This window comes from Mesorhizobium sp. M0960 (assembly GCF_040319055.1).
Taxonomy (GTDB): Bacteria; Pseudomonadota; Alphaproteobacteria; order Rhizobiales; family Rhizobiaceae; genus Mesorhizobium.
The window spans coordinates 554,133-572,657 of the sequence record NZ_JAMYNN010000001.1 but is presented as its reverse complement, the minus strand read 5'-3'; the positions used below and the strand labels follow the sequence as shown (position 1 = coordinate 572,657).

General features: G+C 64.4%; 15 protein-coding genes. 8 read left to right on the top strand and 7 right to left on the bottom strand.

Annotated elements, in window-relative coordinates; translation table 11 throughout:
• Positions 1-13: 13 nt before the first annotated feature.
• Genes NKH63_RS02915 through NKH63_RS02905 form a run of 3 tightly spaced genes read left to right on the top strand, consistent with a single transcriptional unit; the run spans position 14 to position 3,883 of the window.
• A complete protein-coding gene (locus tag NKH63_RS02915) occupies positions 14-310 on the top strand; it encodes a sarcosine oxidase subunit delta (protein WP_023719917.1) in 297 nt (98 codons plus the stop codon).
• Positions 307-3,303 carry a sarcosine oxidase subunit alpha gene (locus NKH63_RS02910; protein WP_352814626.1) on the top strand — a complete coding sequence of 999 codons (2,997 nt, stop codon included), beginning with the start codon at positions 307-309 and terminating at the stop codon, positions 3,301-3,303. Before NKH63_RS02915 ends, NKH63_RS02910 begins: the two co-directional genes overlap by 4 nt.
• Positions 3,296-3,883, top strand: coding sequence for a sarcosine oxidase subunit gamma (locus NKH63_RS02905; protein ID WP_352484514.1), 588 nt, complete (start codon positions 3,296-3,298; stop codon positions 3,881-3,883). The genes NKH63_RS02910 and NKH63_RS02905 overlap by 8 nt, the downstream gene beginning before the upstream one ends.
• 20 nt (positions 3,884-3,903) lie before the next feature.
• Here NKH63_RS02905 and NKH63_RS02900 read toward each other — a convergent pair whose 3' ends face one another.
• Positions 3,904-4,602 (bottom strand): nitroreductase, encoded by a 699-nt coding sequence (locus NKH63_RS02900; RefSeq protein WP_352484513.1) that lies wholly within the window; start codon positions 4,600-4,602, stop codon positions 3,904-3,906.
• Between the two features lie 273 nt (positions 4,603-4,875).
• On the opposite strand from NKH63_RS02900, the gene NKH63_RS02895 reads away from it, so the two are divergent.
• Genes NKH63_RS02895 through NKH63_RS02875 form a run of 5 tightly spaced genes read left to right on the top strand, consistent with a single transcriptional unit; the run spans position 4,876 to position 12,484 of the window.
• Positions 4,876-5,469, top strand: a complete 594-nt coding sequence (locus tag NKH63_RS02895) for a helix-turn-helix domain-containing protein (RefSeq protein ID WP_352484512.1) — start codon at positions 4,876-4,878, stop codon at positions 5,467-5,469.
• 13 nt (positions 5,470-5,482) lie between these two features.
• Positions 5,483-7,936, top strand: coding sequence for a GcvT family protein (locus NKH63_RS02890; RefSeq protein WP_352484511.1), 2,454 nt, complete (start codon positions 5,483-5,485; stop codon positions 7,934-7,936).
• On the top strand, positions 7,933-8,832 hold the full coding sequence (locus NKH63_RS02885; protein ID WP_352917630.1) for a homocysteine S-methyltransferase family protein: 900 nt from the start codon (positions 7,933-7,935) through the stop codon (positions 8,830-8,832). The genes NKH63_RS02890 and NKH63_RS02885 overlap by 4 nt, the downstream gene beginning before the upstream one ends.
• The gene (locus NKH63_RS02880; protein WP_023719911.1) at positions 8,832-10,013 is read left to right on the top strand and encodes a pyridoxal phosphate-dependent aminotransferase; all 1,182 of its coding nucleotides are present in this window, start codon (positions 8,832-8,834) and stop codon (positions 10,011-10,013) included. The genes NKH63_RS02885 and NKH63_RS02880 overlap by 1 nt, the downstream gene beginning before the upstream one ends.
• Positions 10,010-12,484: a GcvT family protein gene (locus NKH63_RS02875; RefSeq protein ID WP_352484509.1), complete on the top strand. Its 2,475-nt coding sequence runs from the start codon at positions 10,010-10,012 to the stop codon at positions 12,482-12,484. Before NKH63_RS02880 ends, NKH63_RS02875 begins: the two co-directional genes overlap by 4 nt.
• 1 nt (position 12,485) lies before the next feature.
• Here NKH63_RS02875 and NKH63_RS02870 read toward each other — a convergent pair whose 3' ends face one another.
• Genes NKH63_RS02870 through NKH63_RS02845 form a run of 6 tightly spaced genes read right to left on the bottom strand, consistent with a single transcriptional unit; the run spans position 12,486 to position 18,468 of the window.
• Positions 12,486-13,067 (bottom strand): NAD(P)H-dependent oxidoreductase, encoded by a 582-nt coding sequence (locus NKH63_RS02870; RefSeq protein ID WP_352484508.1) that lies wholly within the window; start codon positions 13,065-13,067, stop codon positions 12,486-12,488.
• Positions 13,064-14,461 carry an FAD-binding oxidoreductase gene (locus NKH63_RS02865; RefSeq protein WP_352484539.1) on the bottom strand — a complete coding sequence of 466 codons (1,398 nt, stop codon included), beginning with the start codon at positions 14,459-14,461 and terminating at the stop codon, positions 13,064-13,066. The genes NKH63_RS02870 and NKH63_RS02865 overlap by 4 nt, the downstream gene beginning before the upstream one ends.
• Positions 14,461-15,762 carry a cytosine deaminase gene (locus tag NKH63_RS02860; RefSeq protein ID WP_352484538.1) on the bottom strand — a complete coding sequence of 434 codons (1,302 nt, stop codon included), beginning with the start codon at positions 15,760-15,762 and terminating at the stop codon, positions 14,461-14,463. The genes NKH63_RS02865 and NKH63_RS02860 overlap by 1 nt, the downstream gene beginning before the upstream one ends.
• Before the next feature lie 17 nt (positions 15,763-15,779).
• Complete coding sequence (locus tag NKH63_RS02855) at positions 15,780-16,631, bottom strand: ABC transporter permease (RefSeq protein ID WP_352484507.1); 852 nt, start codon at positions 16,629-16,631, stop codon at positions 15,780-15,782.
• Positions 16,618-17,460, bottom strand: a complete 843-nt coding sequence (locus NKH63_RS02850; RefSeq protein ID WP_352484506.1) for an ABC transporter ATP-binding protein — start codon at positions 17,458-17,460, stop codon at positions 16,618-16,620. The genes NKH63_RS02855 and NKH63_RS02850 overlap by 14 nt, the downstream gene beginning before the upstream one ends.
• Positions 17,461-17,463: 3 nt before the next feature.
• Complete coding sequence (locus NKH63_RS02845; RefSeq protein WP_023719905.1) at positions 17,464-18,468, bottom strand: ABC transporter substrate-binding protein; 1,005 nt, start codon at positions 18,466-18,468, stop codon at positions 17,464-17,466.
• Between the last annotated feature and the right edge of the window lie 57 nt (positions 18,469-18,525).

The following is an 18,525-nucleotide window of genomic DNA, read 5'->3' as shown; positions in this document are numbered from 1 at the left end:
GTTTAAGAGATCCATGCTCATCACCTGCCCCTATTGCGGCCCGCGCGACGTTATCGAATTCACCTATCAGGGCGACGGCAATCGCCAGCGCCCACAGCCCGCGTCGCAAAACCTCGACGCCTGGAACGCTTATGTCTACGACCGGCTGAACCCCGCCGGCGACCACAATGAGATCTGGCAGCATTCCGGCGGCTGCCGCGCCCATCTCAGGGTGGTGCGCAACACGCTGACGCACGAGATCTCCAGCACTGCCTTCGCGCGCGGCGACCACAACTCGGTTGCGCGGCACAGGGCCGAGGACAAGTCATGAGCCCGCGCCGTACCGAGACCGGCGGCCGCATCGACCGGCTGCGGACCATCCGCTTCACCTTCGACGGCGCGCCTTATACCGGCCATGCCGGCGACACGCTGGCTTCGGCGCTGCTGGCCAACGGCGTCACCCTGTTTGGGCGTTCGTTCAAATATCACCGCCCGCGCGGCGTGCTGACTGCCGGCGTCGAGGAGCCAAACGCGCTCGTGACTGTGTTGAGGGGCGAGGTTCGCGAGCCGAACATTCCCGCCACCATGGTCGAGATCTATGACGGGCTGGCCGCAATGAGCCAGAACCGCTTCCCCTCGCTTGCCTGGGACGTCAATGCCATCAACCAGCTCGGCGGCAAGCTTTTGTCGGCCGGCTTCTACTACAAGACCTTCATGGGACCCGTGGTCGGTCCGCTGAAGGGCACGCGCTTCTGGATGTTCTGCGAGCATTTCATCCGCCGTGCCGCCGGCCTGGGCAAGGCAGGCACGGCTCCCGATACGGCGCGCTACGAACGCATGAACGCGTTTTGCGACGTGCTGGTGGTCGGTTCCGGCCCGGCCGGGCTGATGGCCGCCAGGGCGGCCGCCGATCAGGGTGCACGCGTCATCCTGGCCGAGCTCGAGCCGCATTTCGGCGGCTCGGCCAATTGGTCGGGCGAGACGATCGATGGCATGCCGGCCGCCGACTGGGCGGCGCGCGCCGCCGGCCAGCTCGAAGGCCATGACAATGTTCGCCTGCTGCCGCGCACCACCGTCTGGGGCTATTACGACGGCAACACGCTTGCCGCGATCGAACGCGTCACCGACCATAAGGAAACGCCGGACAAAGGCGAGCCGCGCCATCGCTACTGGACCATCCGCGCCAAATCGGTGGTGCTGGCCACCGGCTCCCTGGAGCGTCCCTTGGTCTTTCCTGGCAATGATCGGCCAGGCGTGATGCTGGCGCATGCGGCCGAGCGCTATGCCAATGAATATGGCGTGCTGCCGGGTCACAGGGTCGCGCTGTTCACCAACAATGACAGCGCCTATCGCGCAGCACTGGCGTTGAAGAAGGCCGGTGCCGCGGTCGTCGCCATCGTCGACGCGCGCCCAGAGCTTTCGAGCGAAATGCGCAAGCTGGCCGGCGAGACCGAAGCCGAGATCTTTTCTGGCCACGCGGTGATAGCCACCGAGGGCGGCAAGGCGCTTTCCGGCTTCAAGGTGCAGCGCTTCGACATGGCCAGTGGTGCGCTTTCCGGCGATGCGCGCAGCATCCACGCCGATTGCCTGCTGATGTCGGGCGGCTGGTCGCCGACCATCCATCTGGCCAGCCAGGCCGGAGCCAAAGCGGAATGGAACGAAGCGTTACAAGCGTTCCTGCCGCCGAAACCGACAACACGGCAATGGATCGGCGCCGGCGCCTTCACCGGCAGTTTCTCCACCGCCGAGGCGATCGCCGAAGGTCGCGCCGCCGGCCTTTCCGCTGCGGGCGCAACAGCCACGCCGGCGGCCTTGCCTGCCGTCGGGGCAGCACCTGGCGATCCCGATCCGGCACCGGTGTTCGAGATCAAGGCCGCAGGAAAAAGCTTCGTCGACTTCCAGCATGACGTGACGGCCGACGACGTGCGTCTGGCACACCGCGAAGGCTTCGTCTCGGTCGAGCATCTGAAGCGCTACACCACGCTCGGCATGGCGACCGACCAGGGCAAGAGCTCCAACATACCAGGCCTCGCCATCATGGCCGAGGCGCTGGGCAAGCCGATCCCGCAGGTCGGCACGACGCGCTTTCGTCCGCCTTTTTCGGCGGTGTCGATCGGCTCGCTTGCCGCCGAACGCTTCGGCGATCTGAAGCCCGAGCGGCTGACGCCGATGCATGACTGGCACGTCGCCAACGGCGCCACCATGTATTCGGCCGGCCTCTGGTACCGGCCGATGATCTACGGCCATCCCGGTGAAACGATCGAGCAGGCCTATGTGCGCGAGGCGAGAGCCACGCGCGAGAGCGCCGGCATTGTCGACGTCTCGACACTGGGCAAGATCGCGGTGCAAGGCCCGGACGCGGCGGAATTCCTCGACCGCGTCTACACCAACATGTTTTCGACGCTGGCCGTCGGCAAGGCGCGTTATGGGCTAATGCTGCGCGAGGACGGCCTCGCCTTCGACGACGGCACCACCTGGCGGCTTGGCGAGCAGGATTTCCTGATGACCACCACCACCGCCAATGCCGGCAAGGTAATGCAGCATCTGGAGTATTTTCTCGACGTGATCTGGCCGGAGCTGAAGGTCCACGTCACCTCGGTCACCGACCAATGGGCCGGTGCCGCCATCGGCGGGCCGAACGCCAGGCAGATATTGGCTGCTTGCGTCAGCGGCACCGCTGTCGACAATGCCGCCCTGCCCTTCATGGGCATCGTCCACGGCGAAATCGCCGGCGTGCCGGTGATGATCTGCCGGCTGTCCTTCTCCGGCGAAATGGCCTTCGAGGTCTATTCCGGCACCGGTTACGGCACCCATGTCTGGGAGGCGCTGATCGAAGCCGGCAAGCCGTTCGGGCTGGTGACCTACGGACTGGAGGCGCTGGGCACCCTGCGCATCGAGAAGGGCCACGTCACCGGCGCCGAGATCGACGGTCGTACCACGGGGCGCGACCTGCATCTCGACTGGATACTGTCGAAGAAGAAGCCGTTTATCGGTTCGGCGATGATGGATCGCGAGGGGCTGATCGCGCCCGACCGCCTGGAACTCGTCGGTATTGTTTCGCTCGACAACCAGCCGCTAAACGGCGGCGCACACATCGTCGAGGAGCTTGACGAAGCCAATCCGCACGGCTCGCTCGGTCACATCACCGCTTGCTGCTATTCGCCGGCGCTCGGCAAATATATAGCGCTTGCCTTGGTCAAGGGCGGCAAGGCGCGGCGCGGCACGCGCGCTTATGTCTCCGACCCGTTGCGCAACCGGTTCGGGCCGGTCGAGATCGTCTCCAACCATTTCTTCGATCCGGACGGGAGCCGCATGCATGGTTGAGCGCCAATCACCGCTTGAGCCGGTGCTGCATCCAGGCTCGCATGGCAATTTCGAGCACGGTGTCGAAATCATCCTCTCCGAAACCAGGCCGGGTTCGATCCTGCAGCTCGCCGCCTGGCCCGGCCAGGAGAAGGCGTTGATGGCCGGCATCCATGCGGTCACCGGCCTGGCTCTGCCCGACGGCGCCGGCGGCGGCGTCACGGACGGCGTCAGATCGGTGTTCGGCTTTGCGCCGGGAAAGTTCACAATGGTCGATGAGGCCGAGGGATTGGCGTCGGCCTTTGCCGACGTCGTCACTCCGGCTATCGGTACGGTGACCGACCTTTCGCACGGCCGCACCGCGATCCGTATCGCCGGGCCGAAGGCCGAGTGGGTCCTGGCAAAATTCTTCGCCATCGACTTCGCGCTGCCGGCCTTCCCGATCGGCGCCGGCCGCTCGACCATGCATCACGACGTCTTCGCGCAGATCCAGCGCACCGGCGCCGATCAATTCGACATTTATGTGTTCCGCTCGTTCGCACGCTCGTTCTGGAAGGCGCTCTGCCACGCCAGCGAGGAAGTCGGTTACGAAGTGCAGTAGCTAGACGGCGCGTCGTCACCCTACTCCGCGAACGTAACCCACTCTTCCAGCGGCGCGCGGTCGGTGCGGAAGGCATTTTCGGGCTTGGACGTATCCTCATGGCCGAGCGCCATGCCGCAGACGACGATCTCCTCGTCGGGGATGTCGAGCACCGGCCTGATCTGCCGGTGATAGGGCGCGAAGGCGGCCTGCGGGCAGGTGTGTAGGCCCCTGCCCCGCGCCGCGACCATGATGTTCTGCAGGAACATGCCGTAATCGATCCACGACCCTTTGTTCAGCCGCCGGTCGACGGTGAAGATCATGCCGACCGGCGCATCGAAGAAGACGAAATTGCGGTCGTGCTGGGCGCGCATCCTGTCGACCTCGCGCCGGCCGATGCCGAGCACGCCGTAGAGGCCGAAGCCGTTGGCCCGCCGTCGCGTCAGATAGGGTTCGAAGAACTGGTCAGGATAGTAGCGGTACTCGTCCCACTCCGCCTTTTCGGCGCGGATGCCCGAACTGAGAATGGCGTCGGTGATGCGCTGCTTGACCTCGCCCTTGGTCACATAGACCTTCCAGGGTTGCATGTTGGTGCCTGAAGGCGCGCGCGCGGCAACGGCGAGAATATCGCGGATGGTGTCGTCATCGACCATGTCAGGCAAGAAGGCGCGTACGGACCGGCGCGAGGTGATCGCGTCATCGACGATCGCCGCCGCAATCCGGGAGTTGTTTTCCAGCATGGGCCGTCCCTTTGCGCATAATCCTGGAACCCGGCTTTTCCGGAAAGGATCATGCGCCGACTAGAAGTGATGGAGCATCCTTGCGAGTTTCTATGAACGCTCGACGCCCTATCCGCCTCGACCGGACGCCCCACTCGCCGCTCGTGTGCCGAGCCTTTGCCTGAACCGTCAAAATGGCGCAAGTAAATCTTGTGGGTTCATGAAAATCATCTTGATTTTTTCACAGACCTGCGGTCACATGAAATTTGCTGGGAATTTTTCATCGAGACAGGGATGGCTTTGCCCTCAACCGCCGCAACACCGGAACAAGATAACGGCGAACGGCTGCTGGCCGGCGACATTCGCGCGTTGCGCAAGGCGCGCGGCCTGACGCTTGCCGAAATCGGGCTGAAGCTCGGCCGTTCCGTCGGCTGGGTCAGTCAGGTCGAGCGCGGCCTGTCGATCCCGTCGCTCGGCGATCTCAGGGCCTTCGCCGAATTGTTCGGCGTGCCGGTCAGCCTGTTCTTCAGCCATGACGTGCCTGTCGAGACCGAACGCGGCGTGGTCGTGCGCGCCGGCAACCGGCGCACCCTTGGCACAAGCGATTCCGGCCTGGTGGAGGAGCTTCTGTCGCCGGATCTCGGCGGTAGCTTCGAGATGCTGCGTTCGGTCTTCGCCCCCGGTGCCGAGCTGAAGACCGAGGCCCGCCGGCCGACCGAGGAAGCCGGCTACGTCGCGTCCGGCAGCTTCGACATCGAAATTGCCGGCGTCTGGCACCGGCTTGGAGCAGGCGACTCCTTCCGCTTTGACGGCAAGCCGTTCCGCTGGCGCAATCCTGGAGCGGAACCGGCTGTGGTGATCTGGGTGGTTTCGCCGCCCGTCTATTGATCTGGAGAAGAACATGGCCAGTTTGCCGACCACGGCACGCGTGGTGATCATCGGAGGCGGTGCCGTCGGCGCCTCCTCGCTCTATCATCTCGCCAAGGCGGGCTGGACCGACTGCGTGCTTCTGGAGAAGAACGAGCTGACTTCCGGCTCGACCTGGCATGCCGCCGGCAACGTGCCGACGTTCTCCTCGTCATGGTCGCTGATGAACATGCAGCGCTATTCGACCGAGCTCTATCGCCGGTTGGCCGACGAGGTCGGCTATCCCATGAACTATCATGTCACCGGCTCGCTCAGGCTCGCCCATACGATCGAGCGTATGCAGGAATTCCAGCGCGCCAAGGGCATGGGCCGCTATCAGGGCATGGACATCAATGTCGTCGGCCCCGACGAGATCAAGCGCCGCTACCCCTTCATCGAAACGCATGAGCTGAAGGGCGCGCTCTACGATCCGAGCGACGGCGACATCGACCCGGCGCAATTGACCCAGGCGCTGGCCAAGGGCGCGCGCGACATGGGTGCGAAGATCATCCGCTTCTGCCCGGTCACCGGCGTGCGCCGCGAGAACGACGAGTGGGTGGTCGAGACGCCGCAAGGCGAGATTCGCTGCGAGATTGTCGTCAACGCCGCCGGCTACCGCGCCGCCGAAGTCGGCAGGATGTTCGGCCGCGAGGTGCCGATGATGGTGATGAGCCATCAATACATCCTGTTTGAGGAAATCCCCGAACTGGCGGCGTGGTCGAAGGAACAAGGCAAGAAGCTGCCGCTGCTGCGCGACGTCGATACGTCCTATTATCTGCGCCAGGAAAAGAACGGCATGAACCTCGGCCCCTATGAGCGCAATTGCCGCGCCCATTGGGTCGGCCACAACGACCCGATGCCGGACGACTTTTCGTTCCAGCTGTTTCCCGACGACCTCGACCGGCTGGAACATTACCTGGCCGATGCCGTCGCCCGCGTGCCGATCCTCGGCACCGCCGGGCTGTCCAAGGTCATCAACGGGCCGATCCCCTATGCGCCGGACGGCAACCCGCTGATCGGCCCGATGCCTGGCGTGCCCAACGCCTTCGAGGCCTGCGTCTTCACCTTCGGCATCGCCCAGGGCGGCGGCGCCGGCAAAGTGCTGGCCGAGTGGGTGACCGAGGGCCAGACCGAATGGGACATGTGGTCCTGCGATCCACGCCGTTTCACCGCCTTTGCGTCGGCGCCGGATTACTGCGTCGCCAAGGGCATGGAGATCTACGGCAACGAGTATGCCATCCAATTCCCGCGCCACGCCTGGCCGGCTGGGCGCGACCGCAAGCTGTCGCCGCTCCACGGCCGCATCAAGGCGCTCGGCGCCCAGTTCGACGCCTATAATGGCTGGGAACGCGCCACCTGGTATGCGAAGCCAGGCGACGACATCTCCGAACAATCCACGCTGACCTTCCGCCGTGACGGCCCCTGGCAGCATCGTGTGCGCGAGGAATGCCTCGCCGTCCGCGATGCCGCCGGCACTCTGGACCTGCCGGGATTTTCCCGGTTCAATCTAGACGGTCCGGGTGCCGCCGAATGGCTGAGCCTCCAGGTGACAGGCCTGGTGCCGAAACCCGGCCGCATCGGCCTCGTCTACTTTGCCGACGACAAGGGCCGCGTCGTCACCGAGATGTCGGTGGTGCGTCACGACGAAGATCACATGACGCTGATCACCGCCGCGGTGGCGCAGTGGCACGATTTCGAATGGCTGAAATCGCGCATGCCGAAGGACGCGACGTTCAAGTTGACTGACCGGACAGAAGAGTATTCGACCCAGATCCTCGCCGGACCCAACTCGCGAAACATCCTCGCCGAACTCTGCGCGGCCGACCTCACCCTGCCCTGGCTGACGCATCAGGAAACATCGATCGCCGGGCGCTGGGCCAAGCTGGTGCGCGTATCCTTCGCTGGCGAGCTCGGCTGGGAAATCCACAGCAAGGTCGACGATACCGCAGTCATCTTCGACGCTGTCTGGGCGGCCGGCCAGAGGCACGGCCTGAAACCATTCGGCATGTACGCGCTGGATTCGCTGCGGCTCGAAAAAGGCTACCGTACGTGGAAGGGCGATCTGTCGACCGACTACTCGATCCTGCAGGGCGGGCTGGAGCGCTTCGTCAGATGGGACAAGCCCGACTTCCGCGGTAAGGCGGCGTTGCAGAGCGAAAAGCAGCAAGGCGTCAAGAAACGCTTCGTCACGCTGGTCGTCGAAAATCCCGGCGACTGCGACACACCTTACATGTCGACGCTTTGGCATGACGGCCGGATCGTCGGCGAGACGACATCCGGCGGCTGGGGTCATCGCATCGACAAGTCGATCGCGCTCGGCATGCTGCGCGCCGACCTCACCGAGCCGGGAACCGCGGTCGAGGTCGAGATCTTCGGCGAACGTTTTCGGGCGATCGTGCAGAAGGATGAGCCGTTATGGGATCCGAAGAACGAGAGGCTCAAAGCATGAAGAAAGTCATCCTCACCGATGGCGGCATGGGCCAGGAGCTGGTCCGCCGCAGCAGCTCCGAGCCGACGCCGCTCTGGTCGGCCAGGGTGCTGATCGACGAACCGGATCTGGTGCGCGACCTGCATGCGGAATTCATCCGCGCCGGAGCCCAAGTCATCACCATCAACACTTATTCCGCAACGCCGGAGCGGCTGGCGCGCGAGGGCGCGGAAGAGCTGTTCAAGCCTTTGCAGAAGCGCAGCATCGAACTGGCAAGGCAAGCACGCGACCAGACCGGCGACGCGGCGATCGCCGGCTGCCTGTCGCCGCTGTTCGGCAGCTATGCGCCGGCGCTGACGATATCCTTCCAGGATACGCTCGACATCTATCGCCGTATAGTTGCCGAGCAGGCGGACGGCGTCGATCTGTTTCTGTGCGAAACCATGGCGTCGGCCGAAGAGGCGCGCGCCGCCGTCACCGCGGCATCGGAAAGCGGCAAGCCTGTCTGGGTGTCGTGGACGCTCGCGGATCACGGCATGCCGCGCCTGCGCAGCGGCGAAGCCATTGCGGCGGCGTCGGGCGCTCTTGACGGCCTACCCGTCGCGGCCCGGCTGATCAATTGCTGTCGGCCCGAAGCGATCGCTGCAGCGCTGCCCGGACTGATGGCTCTCGGCGGTGCGGTCGGCGCCTATGCCAATGGCTTCACCTCGGTCGAGGCGCTCAAGCATGGCGGCACCGTCGAAGTGCTGCACGCCCGCCACGACCTCGATCCGGACGCCTATGCCGGCCAGGCGATCGGCTGGGTCGAGGCCGGCGCCGGCATCGTCGGCGGCTGCTGCGAAGTCGGACCGGCCCACATCGCCGCCTTGCGCGACCGGCTCGAACAGGCCGGCTACGAAATTTCGGGAGTAGCATAATGCCCAGGCCATCATCGCGCATTTCCGGCATCGTGCCTTCGGGCAAGGATGGCTGGGAGGTTCATTCCGCTGCCTGGGCGCGCAAGCAGGCCGGCGAGGACATCATCATGCTGTCGGTCGGCGACCATGATTTCGACACGCCGAGCGAGACGATCGAAGCCTGCGTGACGGCGGTCCGCGCCAGCAATCACCACTACACCCCACTTGCCGGCGTTCCGCGGCTGCGCAAGGCGATGGCGGCGGCCTCGACGCTCTGCACCGGTGTTGCGACCAGCCCCGACCAGGTCATCGCCACGCCGGGCGGGCAGGCCGCGCTTTACGCAGCTATTCAAGCTGTTCTCGACCAGGGCGACCATGCCATCGTCGTCGCGCCCTATTACGCCACCTATCCCAATACCTTCAGCGCGGCGGGCGCCGCGTTCAGCGTCGTCGAGACACCCGCCGAGGATGGCTTTCAGCCGCGCGCCGCCGAGATCCGCGCCGCCCTACGGCCGAACACCCGCGCCATTCTGATCAACACGCCGAACAACCCGACCGGTGCCGTCTATTTGCGCGAGCGCCTGGAAGAGCTGGCGCAGATCTGCCGCGAGCATGACCTATGGCTGCTGTCGGACGAGGTCTACTGGACGCTGGGTGGCGGCGAGCACGTCTCACCACGCTCGCTGCCCGGCATGGCCGAACGTACGCTGGTCATCAATTCGATGTCCAAGAGCCACGGCATGACCGGCTGGCGCATGGGCTGGCTGACCGGGCCCGAACCAATGGTCTCGCTGCTGACCGACCTCAATCTGGTGATGACCTACGGCCTGCCGGCCTTCATCAGCCTCGCCTGCGCCGAGGCGCTCGAAAACGGCTACGGCGTCAAGGAGATCGCCGAGCGCTATGCCGCAAGGCGCGCCGTCGTTCTCGATGCCATGCGCGGCATGAACAACATCACCGTGCGCGGCTCCGAGGGCGGCATGTACGTGATGCTCGACATATCGGCGATCGAGCCGGACGATGAGAAATTCGCCTGGGCGTTCCTCGACCAGGAGAAGGTCGGCGTCATGCCCGGCTCGAGCTTCGGCGAAGCTGCAGCCGGCCACATCCGCTTCAGCCTCTGCCAGCCTGAGCCGGTGCTGATGGAGGCTGCCACGCGCCTGCGCCGCTTCGCCTCCAGCTACCGCCGCGAAGCCGCATGAACTCGCCGCCCGCCAAAACCATACCGACCAAGGCCATTCCTCCCAAAGCAAGGGCGGTCATCATCGGTGGCGGCGTCTCCGGCTGCTCGGTCGCCTATCATCTGGCCAAGCTCGGCTGGACCGACATCGTTCTGCTCGAGCGCAAGCAGCTGACATCGGGCACGACATGGCACGCTGCCGGCCTGATCGGCCAGCTGCGCGGCTCGCAGAACATGACCCGGCTGGCGAAGTATTCGGCCGATCTCTACGTCAAGCTCGAGGCCGAGACCGATGTCGGCACCGGCATGCGCCAGGTTGGCTCGATCACGGTGGCGCTTACCGAGGAGCGCAAGCACGAGATCTATCGGCAGGCGTCTCTCGCCCGCGCCTTCGATGTCGACGTGCGCGAGATTTCGCCAGGTGAAGTCAAGGAGATGTACCCGCATCTCAATGTTTCGGATGTTGTCGGCGCCGTGCATCTGCCGCTCGACGGCCAGTGCGATCCGGCCAACATCGCCATGGCCTTGGCCAAGGGCGCACGTCAGCGCGGTGCGACCATCCTGGAGAACGTGAAGGTCACCAAGGTTCATACCAGGGCCGGCCGCGTCACCGGCGTCTCCTGGGCGCAAGGCGACGAGCAAGGCACGATCGAAGCCGATATCGTCGTCAACTGTGCCGGCATGTGGGCACGCGAACTTGGCGCCCAGAACGGCGTCACCATCCCGCTGCACGCCTGCGAGCATTTCTATCTCGTCACCGAGCCGATCCCGGGGCTCTCCCGCCTGCCGGTGCTGCGCGTGCCGGACGAATGCGCCTACTACAAGGAAGATGCCGGCAAGATGATGCTCGGCGCTTTCGAGCCGGTGGCCAAGCCGTGGGGCATGAACGGCATAAGCGAGGAGTTCTGCTTCGACCAGTTGCCGCAGGACATGGACCATTTCGAGCCGATCCTCGAAATGGGCGTCAACCGCATGCCGATGCTGGCCACCGCCGGCATCCACACCTTCTTCAACGGCCCAGAGAGTTTTACCCCCGACGACCGTTATTATCTCGGCGAGGCGCCGGAGCTTTCCGGCTACTGGATGGCGACCGGCTACAATTCGATCGGCATCGTCTCCTCCGGCGGCGCCGGCATGGCGCTGGCGCAATGGATCAATGACGGCGAGGCGCCGTTCGATCTCTGGGAGGTCGACATCCGCCGCGCCCAGCCGTTCCAGAAGAACCGCCGCTATCTCAAGGAGCGCGTCTCCGAAACGCTCGGCCTGCTCTACGCCGATCATTTTCCTTACCGGCAGATGGCAACCTCGCGGAACGTGAGGCGTTCGCCGCTGCACGAGCACCTGAAGACGCGCGGCGCGGTGTTCGGCGAGGTCGCCGGCTGGGAGCGCGCCAACTGGTTCGCTAGGCCCGGCCAGGAGCGCGAATACCGCTATTCGTGGAAACGGCAGAACTGGTTCGACAACCAGCGCGAGGAGCATCTGGCGGTCCGGAACGGCGTCGGCCTGTTCGACATGACCTCGTTCGGCAAGATCCGCGTCGAAGGCCGCGACGCCTGCGCCTTCCTGCAAAGGCTCTGCGCCAACGACATGGACGTGGCGCCGGGCAAGATCGTCTACACCCAGATGCTCAACCAGCGCGGCGGTATCGAGAGCGATCTGACCGTCTCGCGATTGTCCGAAACAGCCTTCTTCCTCGTCGTGCCGGGCGCCACGCTGCAGCGCGATCTGGCCTGGCTGAAAAAACATCTTGCCGACGAGTTCGTCGTCATTACCGAGGTGACCGCTGCCGAAGCGGTGCTTTGCCTGATGGGCCCGGATTCGAGGAAGCTGATCCAAAAGGTCAGCCCGAATGATTTCTCCAATGACAACAATCCGTTCGGAACGTTTCAGGAGATCGAGATCGGCATGGGCCTGGCCCGCGCCCACCGCGTCACCTATGTCGGCGAGCTCGGCTGGGAGCTTTATGTCTCGACCGATCAGGCCGCCCACGTCTTCGAGGCGATAGAAGAGGCCGGCGCCGATGTCGGTCTGAAGCTATGCGGCCTGCACACGCTGGACTCCTGCCGCATCGAAAAGGCGTTCCGGCATTTCGGCCACGACATCACCGACGAAGACAATGTGCTGGAGGCCGGCCTTGGCTTCGCCGTGAAGACGGCCAAGAGCTATTTCCTCGGCCGCGATGCGGTGCTGAAGAAGAAAGAAACCGGCCTGTCACGCCGGCTGGTGCAGTTCCGCCTGAACGACCCCGAGCCGCTGCTCTTCCACAACGAGGCGATCCTGCGCGACGGCAAGATCGTCGGTCCGATCACCTCGGGCAATTACGGCCATCATCTCGGCGGCGCAATCGGGCTTGGCTACGTGCCTTGCAAGGGTGAGAGCGAGGCGGATGTGCTGTCGTCGTCCTACGAGATCGAGATCGCCGGCGAGCGCTTTGCCGCCGAGGCCTCGCTCAAGCCGATGTACGATCCGAAGGCCGAGCGAGTGCGGATGTAGCTCAGAACGCATCCATCTCGGCCGCGACCTTCGCCACGAACCTCGTCCGCCTCTCGTCGGTCGATAGGTTCATCGAGTACTGCGCGAGGTAGGAAACCGAGCCGCCAGGCTTGATGGTCGCACGCAGCACCCGCTTGACCAGCTTGCGCGGCGGGTCGCCCATCAGCATGGCGCGGAACCGACTGCCGCCATAGGTGGCGACCGCGGCGACCTTGCGAATGTTGTGCAGCGACGGCTGCACCTTGCCGTCAACCAATTTGAACGACACGCCGGGCAGGAAGACGCGATCGAAAAAGCCTTTCAGAATGGCCGGATAGCCGAAGTTCCACACCGGAAATGACAGCACCAGCGCCTCGGCCCACAGCAAGCGCTCGACATAAGGCGACGCCGGATCGCCGTCGCTGCGTTCGTCGTGATAGGACAGCCGTTCGGCCCGCGTCAGCCTGGGATCGAAACCCTCGGCATAGAGATCGCAGTCGTCCACGACATGGCCGGCGGCCTTCAGGCGCTCGACGATGGTCCGGTGCAGGCCGGCATTGAAGCTGGTCTCGACCGGATGAGCGTAGAGGACGAGGACGTTCAACCCGCCTTCTCCAGCCCCTTGAACAGGAACGACTTGCCTGAGCGATAATCATAGTCCGGGTTTTCCCAGGCGATCATCTTGCCCGGATTGAGTAGCCCTTGCGGGTCGGTCTCACGCTTGAAAGCCAGTTGCACTTCATCCGTCCGCTTCATGCCGCCTTCTTCCAGCGTGTAGCGGTGCGGGTTGAAGATCCAGCAGCCATTGTCCTCGTGGATGCGGATGATCTCGTCCAGCCGCTCCGCCGTGGTGAAGCGCACCAGCGGCAGCCCTGCGATGCCGATGGCGCCGTCGAAGCGGATGAATTCGAGATGCGCCGGCACCTCGTCGCCGAAGCGTTCGACCATTGCCTTGACGTGGCCGAGGTGGTCCGGCGACGGGTAGCGGGTCTGCAGATAGGTGATCGTCGGGTCGACCCGGATGGCGCGCAGCGTGGTGTGGTTCCAGGTCAGCTCATAGGCCGGCGGCAGCCCCTTGAGATCGGCCTCCTTATCGGCGCGAAAGACGATCTCGCCCTTACTGCGCGCAGTGAAGGCGAGGAAGGCATCCATCGCATGCGGCGCGATCATCAGGACGACGATGCTTTGGCCGCGCCGGAAAAACCGCTGGTGGCGCTTGAAGTAATCGTAGGGGATGGGTGCTGCTATCGGCGTGATCAGCTTCGCCAGGATGCCGTCCTGGATGGCGAGATCGTTGCCGAAGCCGGCCGCATCCATGAAATCGTCGAAGCCGACGATGACGTCGATCCAGTCATAACTGGCGGTTAGCGGCATCTCGACTTCGGTGATGATGCCGTTGGTGCCGTAGGCGTGCATCACTTTCAGCACGTCCTCGCCGGTGAGCTCCATGACGCGGGGCTGTGCCTCCATCGTCACGGTCCTCAGCCGGATGACGTTGCCGAGGTCGCGCAAGCCGCCCCAGCGGATCGAGCCAATACCGCCGGAGCCGCCGGCGACGAAGCCGCCGATCGATGCCGTGTTGTAGGTCGACGGCGACATGCGGAGCTCCTGGCCGGAATGCGCCCGCGTCGCCTTGTCGATGTCGGCGAGCACGGCGCCGGGACCGGTGACGACACGACCGGGCGCGATCGCCTTGATCGCGTTCATCTCGGCGAGATTGAGCACGACGCCGCCGGACAGAGGCATCGCCTGCCCGTAATTGCCGGTGCCGCTGCCGCGCGGCGTCACCGGCACGCCATGCCGGTGGCAGGCGGCGAGCACGCGGACGACCTCATCTTCCGTTTTCGGCGTCACGATCAGGTCGCCGGTGACATGCTCGAGCTGCTGCTTCAGCACCGGGCTGTACCAGTAGAAGTCGCGGCTCTTCTGCTGGACGATCGCCGGATGGTCGTCGACCTTGAGGCCGTCCAGGTCGCGCTTGAGCGCCGCAATATCCATCATTCCACCATCAGATCATCGAGTTCGGCATAATCGGGCAGCTGGCGTTCGATCGCCTGGCCGTCGCGCACCACGATGCGATCCGATTCGGGCCGTGACAGCAATTCCGTCCAGCTTCGCCCCTTGAAGACGACGAAATCGGCCGGCCCTCCGGCGGCAAGCGTGCCGAAACCATCGAGCCGCATCACCTTGGCCGGCGTCGCTGTCACCGCTTGCGGCCAGTCAGCGACGGGATGGTCGAGATGCAGGATGCGCGTCGCCATGCGATAGACCTCCAGCATGTCGAGATCGCCATAGGCGTAGAACGGGTCGCGCGTATTGTCGGAGGCGATGGCGACGGCAATGCCGCGCGCCTTCATCTCGTGAAGCAGCGTCACCCCGCGCCAGCGCGGCGTGGTGTTGTCGCCGCGCCGGTCCTGCAAATAGAGATTGCACATCGGCAGCGACACCACCGCCAGGCCGGCCTTGGCGACCTTGTCCAGCGTGTCGAGCACCTCGAGATCGGGCTGGCGCGCCAGCGAGCAGCAATGGCCGACCAGGATGTTCCCGTCAAAACCGTTCCAGAGGGCGGCTTCGGCAATCTTCTTGAGCGAGATCGCCGAGACATCGTCGGTCTCGTCGGCATGGAAATCGAGGTCGAGGCCATGCTTGATCGCCTGCGCAAACACCTGGTCAAGCAGTTCCTCGAGGTCCGGCACCATATAGGTGACGACGCCGAGCACGCCCTTGGCGGCAGCCACCCGCTTGGCCAGCCTCTCGAACCATTTCCTGTCGCGCACGCCTTCGATGCCGAGCAGGCAGGCCGCCTGCAGCTCGATGCGGCCGCGCCATTTCTCCCGCATCGTCTCGAACACCGGCCAGGAGATCTCTTCCTGCGGCGCAACGCTGTCGAGATGCGTACGCAGCGCCTTGGTGCCATGCGCATAGGCAGAGCGCAGCGAAAAATCCATGCGGCGGGCAACGTCGTCGGCGCTCCAGCGCGCCGCGCGGTCGGCGCCGGTCGCGTTCAACGCGCCCATGAAAGTGCCGTCGGGATTGGGCTTTCGAGGCCAGATATGGCCCTTGTCGATATGCGTGTGGCAGTCGACGAAGCACGGCAGCACGATCCGGCCGCCGAGGTCGGGGGCATCCGCCGGTGCATTGGATCGGCTATGTCCGACAATATTGGAAATTCTGCCGTCTGCGACGGCGATATCGGCAAGCGCAAAGCCGTCGGCGTCGAAGCCTCCAGCAAGGCCCGGCGTCAGCGACGCGTGAAGCCGGACGTTGGAAAGATGGTAGGAACCAGAAGCTGGTATCAAGGCGGCGCTGCCCACCATCACCGCTCCTGCCTCAGTGCGCTCTCGTGCCAGCGCCGCAAAATGAGATGCGATACGAGCGACAGCACCAGGAAGATCAGGATGCCGGTCAGCGAGATCAGGATCAGCGCCGCGAACAGCCTTGGTGCGTTGAGCCGGTAGCCGGCCTCGATGATGCGCGAGGCTAGGCCGGACGACTGGCCGGTGGCGCCGGCGACGAACTCGGCCACCACCGCGCCGATCAGCGACAGGCCGCCGGCGATCTTCAGCCCGCCGAGGAAATAAGGCATCGCCGCCGGCAGCCGCAGATAGCGCAATTGCTGCCAGCGGGTCGCGCCGTTGAGCTTGAACAAATCGCGCAGATTGCGGTCGACGGAATTGAGGCCGAGCGTGGTGTTGGAGAGGATTGGGAAGAAGGCGACGATCCAGGCGCAAAGCAAAAGCTTTGTCGTCTGGTTGTCGACATAGATGTTGATCAGCGGAAAGATCGCGACGATCGGCGTCACCTGCAGCACGATGGCGAACGGAAAGAACGACATCTCCACCCATTTCGACTGAGCGAACAGCACCGCCAGCCCGACGCCGCCGATGACGGCGAGAAGCAGGCTCAAGAAGGTGATCCTGAGTGTCACCAGCAGCGAGGAGAACAGCAGCCCGGCATCGTCATGCAACGTCTGCAGCACCACGCCGGGACGCGGCAGGATGTATTTCGGGATGTCGTTCCAGACGCAGACACGGTCCCACAGCCAGATCGCCAGGATCATGATGGCCAGCGGCAGCAGCCATCTGCCGATGCGCTCGAAGCGCTCCTGGCGGACGCGGCGCGCCTCCTCCGGGTCGAGCGCCAGGACTGGTTCTTCAATGGCCGTCATGATGCGGTCCGGCAGTTGAGTTGATGGCGCCGATCAGCACGTCGGATGCCTGGCGGCAGAGCGCGGCATAGTCGGGCGAGGTGCGAAACGCCTCGTCGCGCGGATAGGGCGCGTCGACGGCAAGCTCCGCGAACACTCGGCCCGGCCGCGCCGCCATCACGACGACGCGGTTGGAGAGGAAAACGCTTTCGAAGACGCTGTGAGTGACGAAAACGACGGTAAAACGCTCATCCTGCCATAGCTCCAGAAGATCGTTGTTGAGCTTGAAGCGGGTGATCTCGTCGAGTGCGGCGAATGGCTCGTCCATCAACAGAATGCGCGGCTTGGTCACCATGGCGCGGGCAATCGAGACGCGCATCTTCATGCCGCCTGATAATTCGCGCGGCACGGCATTCTCGAATCCGGTCAGGTGAACCCGCGCCAGCATCTCCATCACCGCCGGCGCCGCCTTGGCCCGCGACACACCCTTCAGCCGCAGCGGCAGCCAGACATTGTCGAAGACATCGGCCCAGGGCAGCAGCGTCGGCTCCTGGAAGACGAAGCCGATATTCGAGCGGTCGCCGATATTTGAACGATCGAGGGCGCCGCTGCCGCGCCAGTCGAGCACACCCGAGGTCGGCGTCGACAGGCCGGCAATCAGCCGCAGCGCCGTCGACTTGCCGCAGCCCGACGGTCCGAGCAGGCTGAGGAAATCGCCTTCCCGGATCGTCAGCTCGACATTGCTGAGCGCGGTGACGCCGTTGGAAAACACCTTGCCGACCCCACGCAGCGCCAACAGCGTCGGCCCCGATACGCTTCCTGGCTGTTGCGCCACTTTCTCCAGCTTCACGGCCTACTTCTTCAGGTCGAGCCCGACGCTCTTGTTGACGAAGGCCAGCGTGTAGGCCTTCTTGATGTCGATGCCCGCCGGTGTTACCTTGGCCTTGACCATCTTGTCGTAAAAACTCTGGATGCGCGCATCGGTCATGGCGCCGATGCCGAGCTTTTCGCTGTCGCCGGAATCGACCACGCCGAACTTCTTCAGCTGCTCGATCGAGAAGGCGATCTGCTCATCCGTCATGTCCGGATTTTCCTTCTTGATCATCTCGTTGGCGGCCTTGTTGTCGCCGTAGAGATAATTGTACCAGCCCTTGGCCGAGCCATCGACGAAGCACTGGACCACCTCGGGCCGCTTGTCGACCGTCTCCTGCATGGTTTCGACCGTCGTTGCATATGTGTCCCAGCCATAGTCGGCCAGCAGGAACTGGTTCGGCGTGAAACCGCCCTGCTTCTGGACGGCGAATGGCTCCGAGGTGACGTAGCCCTGCTGGATCGACTTCTTGTTGGCGATGAACGGAGCCGGGTTGAAAGTGTAGGGCACGCGTTTTGCGGCATCGAAGCCGAGGTCGGTGACCATCCACTGGAAGAAGGTCTGCGCACCTTCGTCGCCGAGGATGTACTGGTCGGCGTTCTTCAGGTCTTCCCATTTGTCCAGCCCCTGGCCGGGATGGGACATGATGACCTGCGGGTCCTTCTGGAAGTCGGCGGCCACGACGCGCATCGGTATGCCTTGCTGCACGGCATCGAAGGCCGACAGCAGATTGCCGCCCATGTAGAAATCGATCTTACCTGCGAGCAGCAGCGGCCGGCCGCTGACCTGTGGGCCGCCCTGCATGATCGTCACGTCGATGCCGCATGCGGCATAGGTACCATCCACCACGGCTTGGTAGTAACCGCCATGTTCCGGCTCGGCCAGCCAGTTGGTGCCGAAGGTGACTTTTTCGTTCGCTGCCGCGGCAAGCGTACCTGCGCCAAGCAGCACGATCACGCCCGCCGAAATCTTGAGTCTTCCGTACATCCACACCACCCTTTGTTCGCTCCGGCGCATCACGCGCCGGGCTCGACACCATTGTTT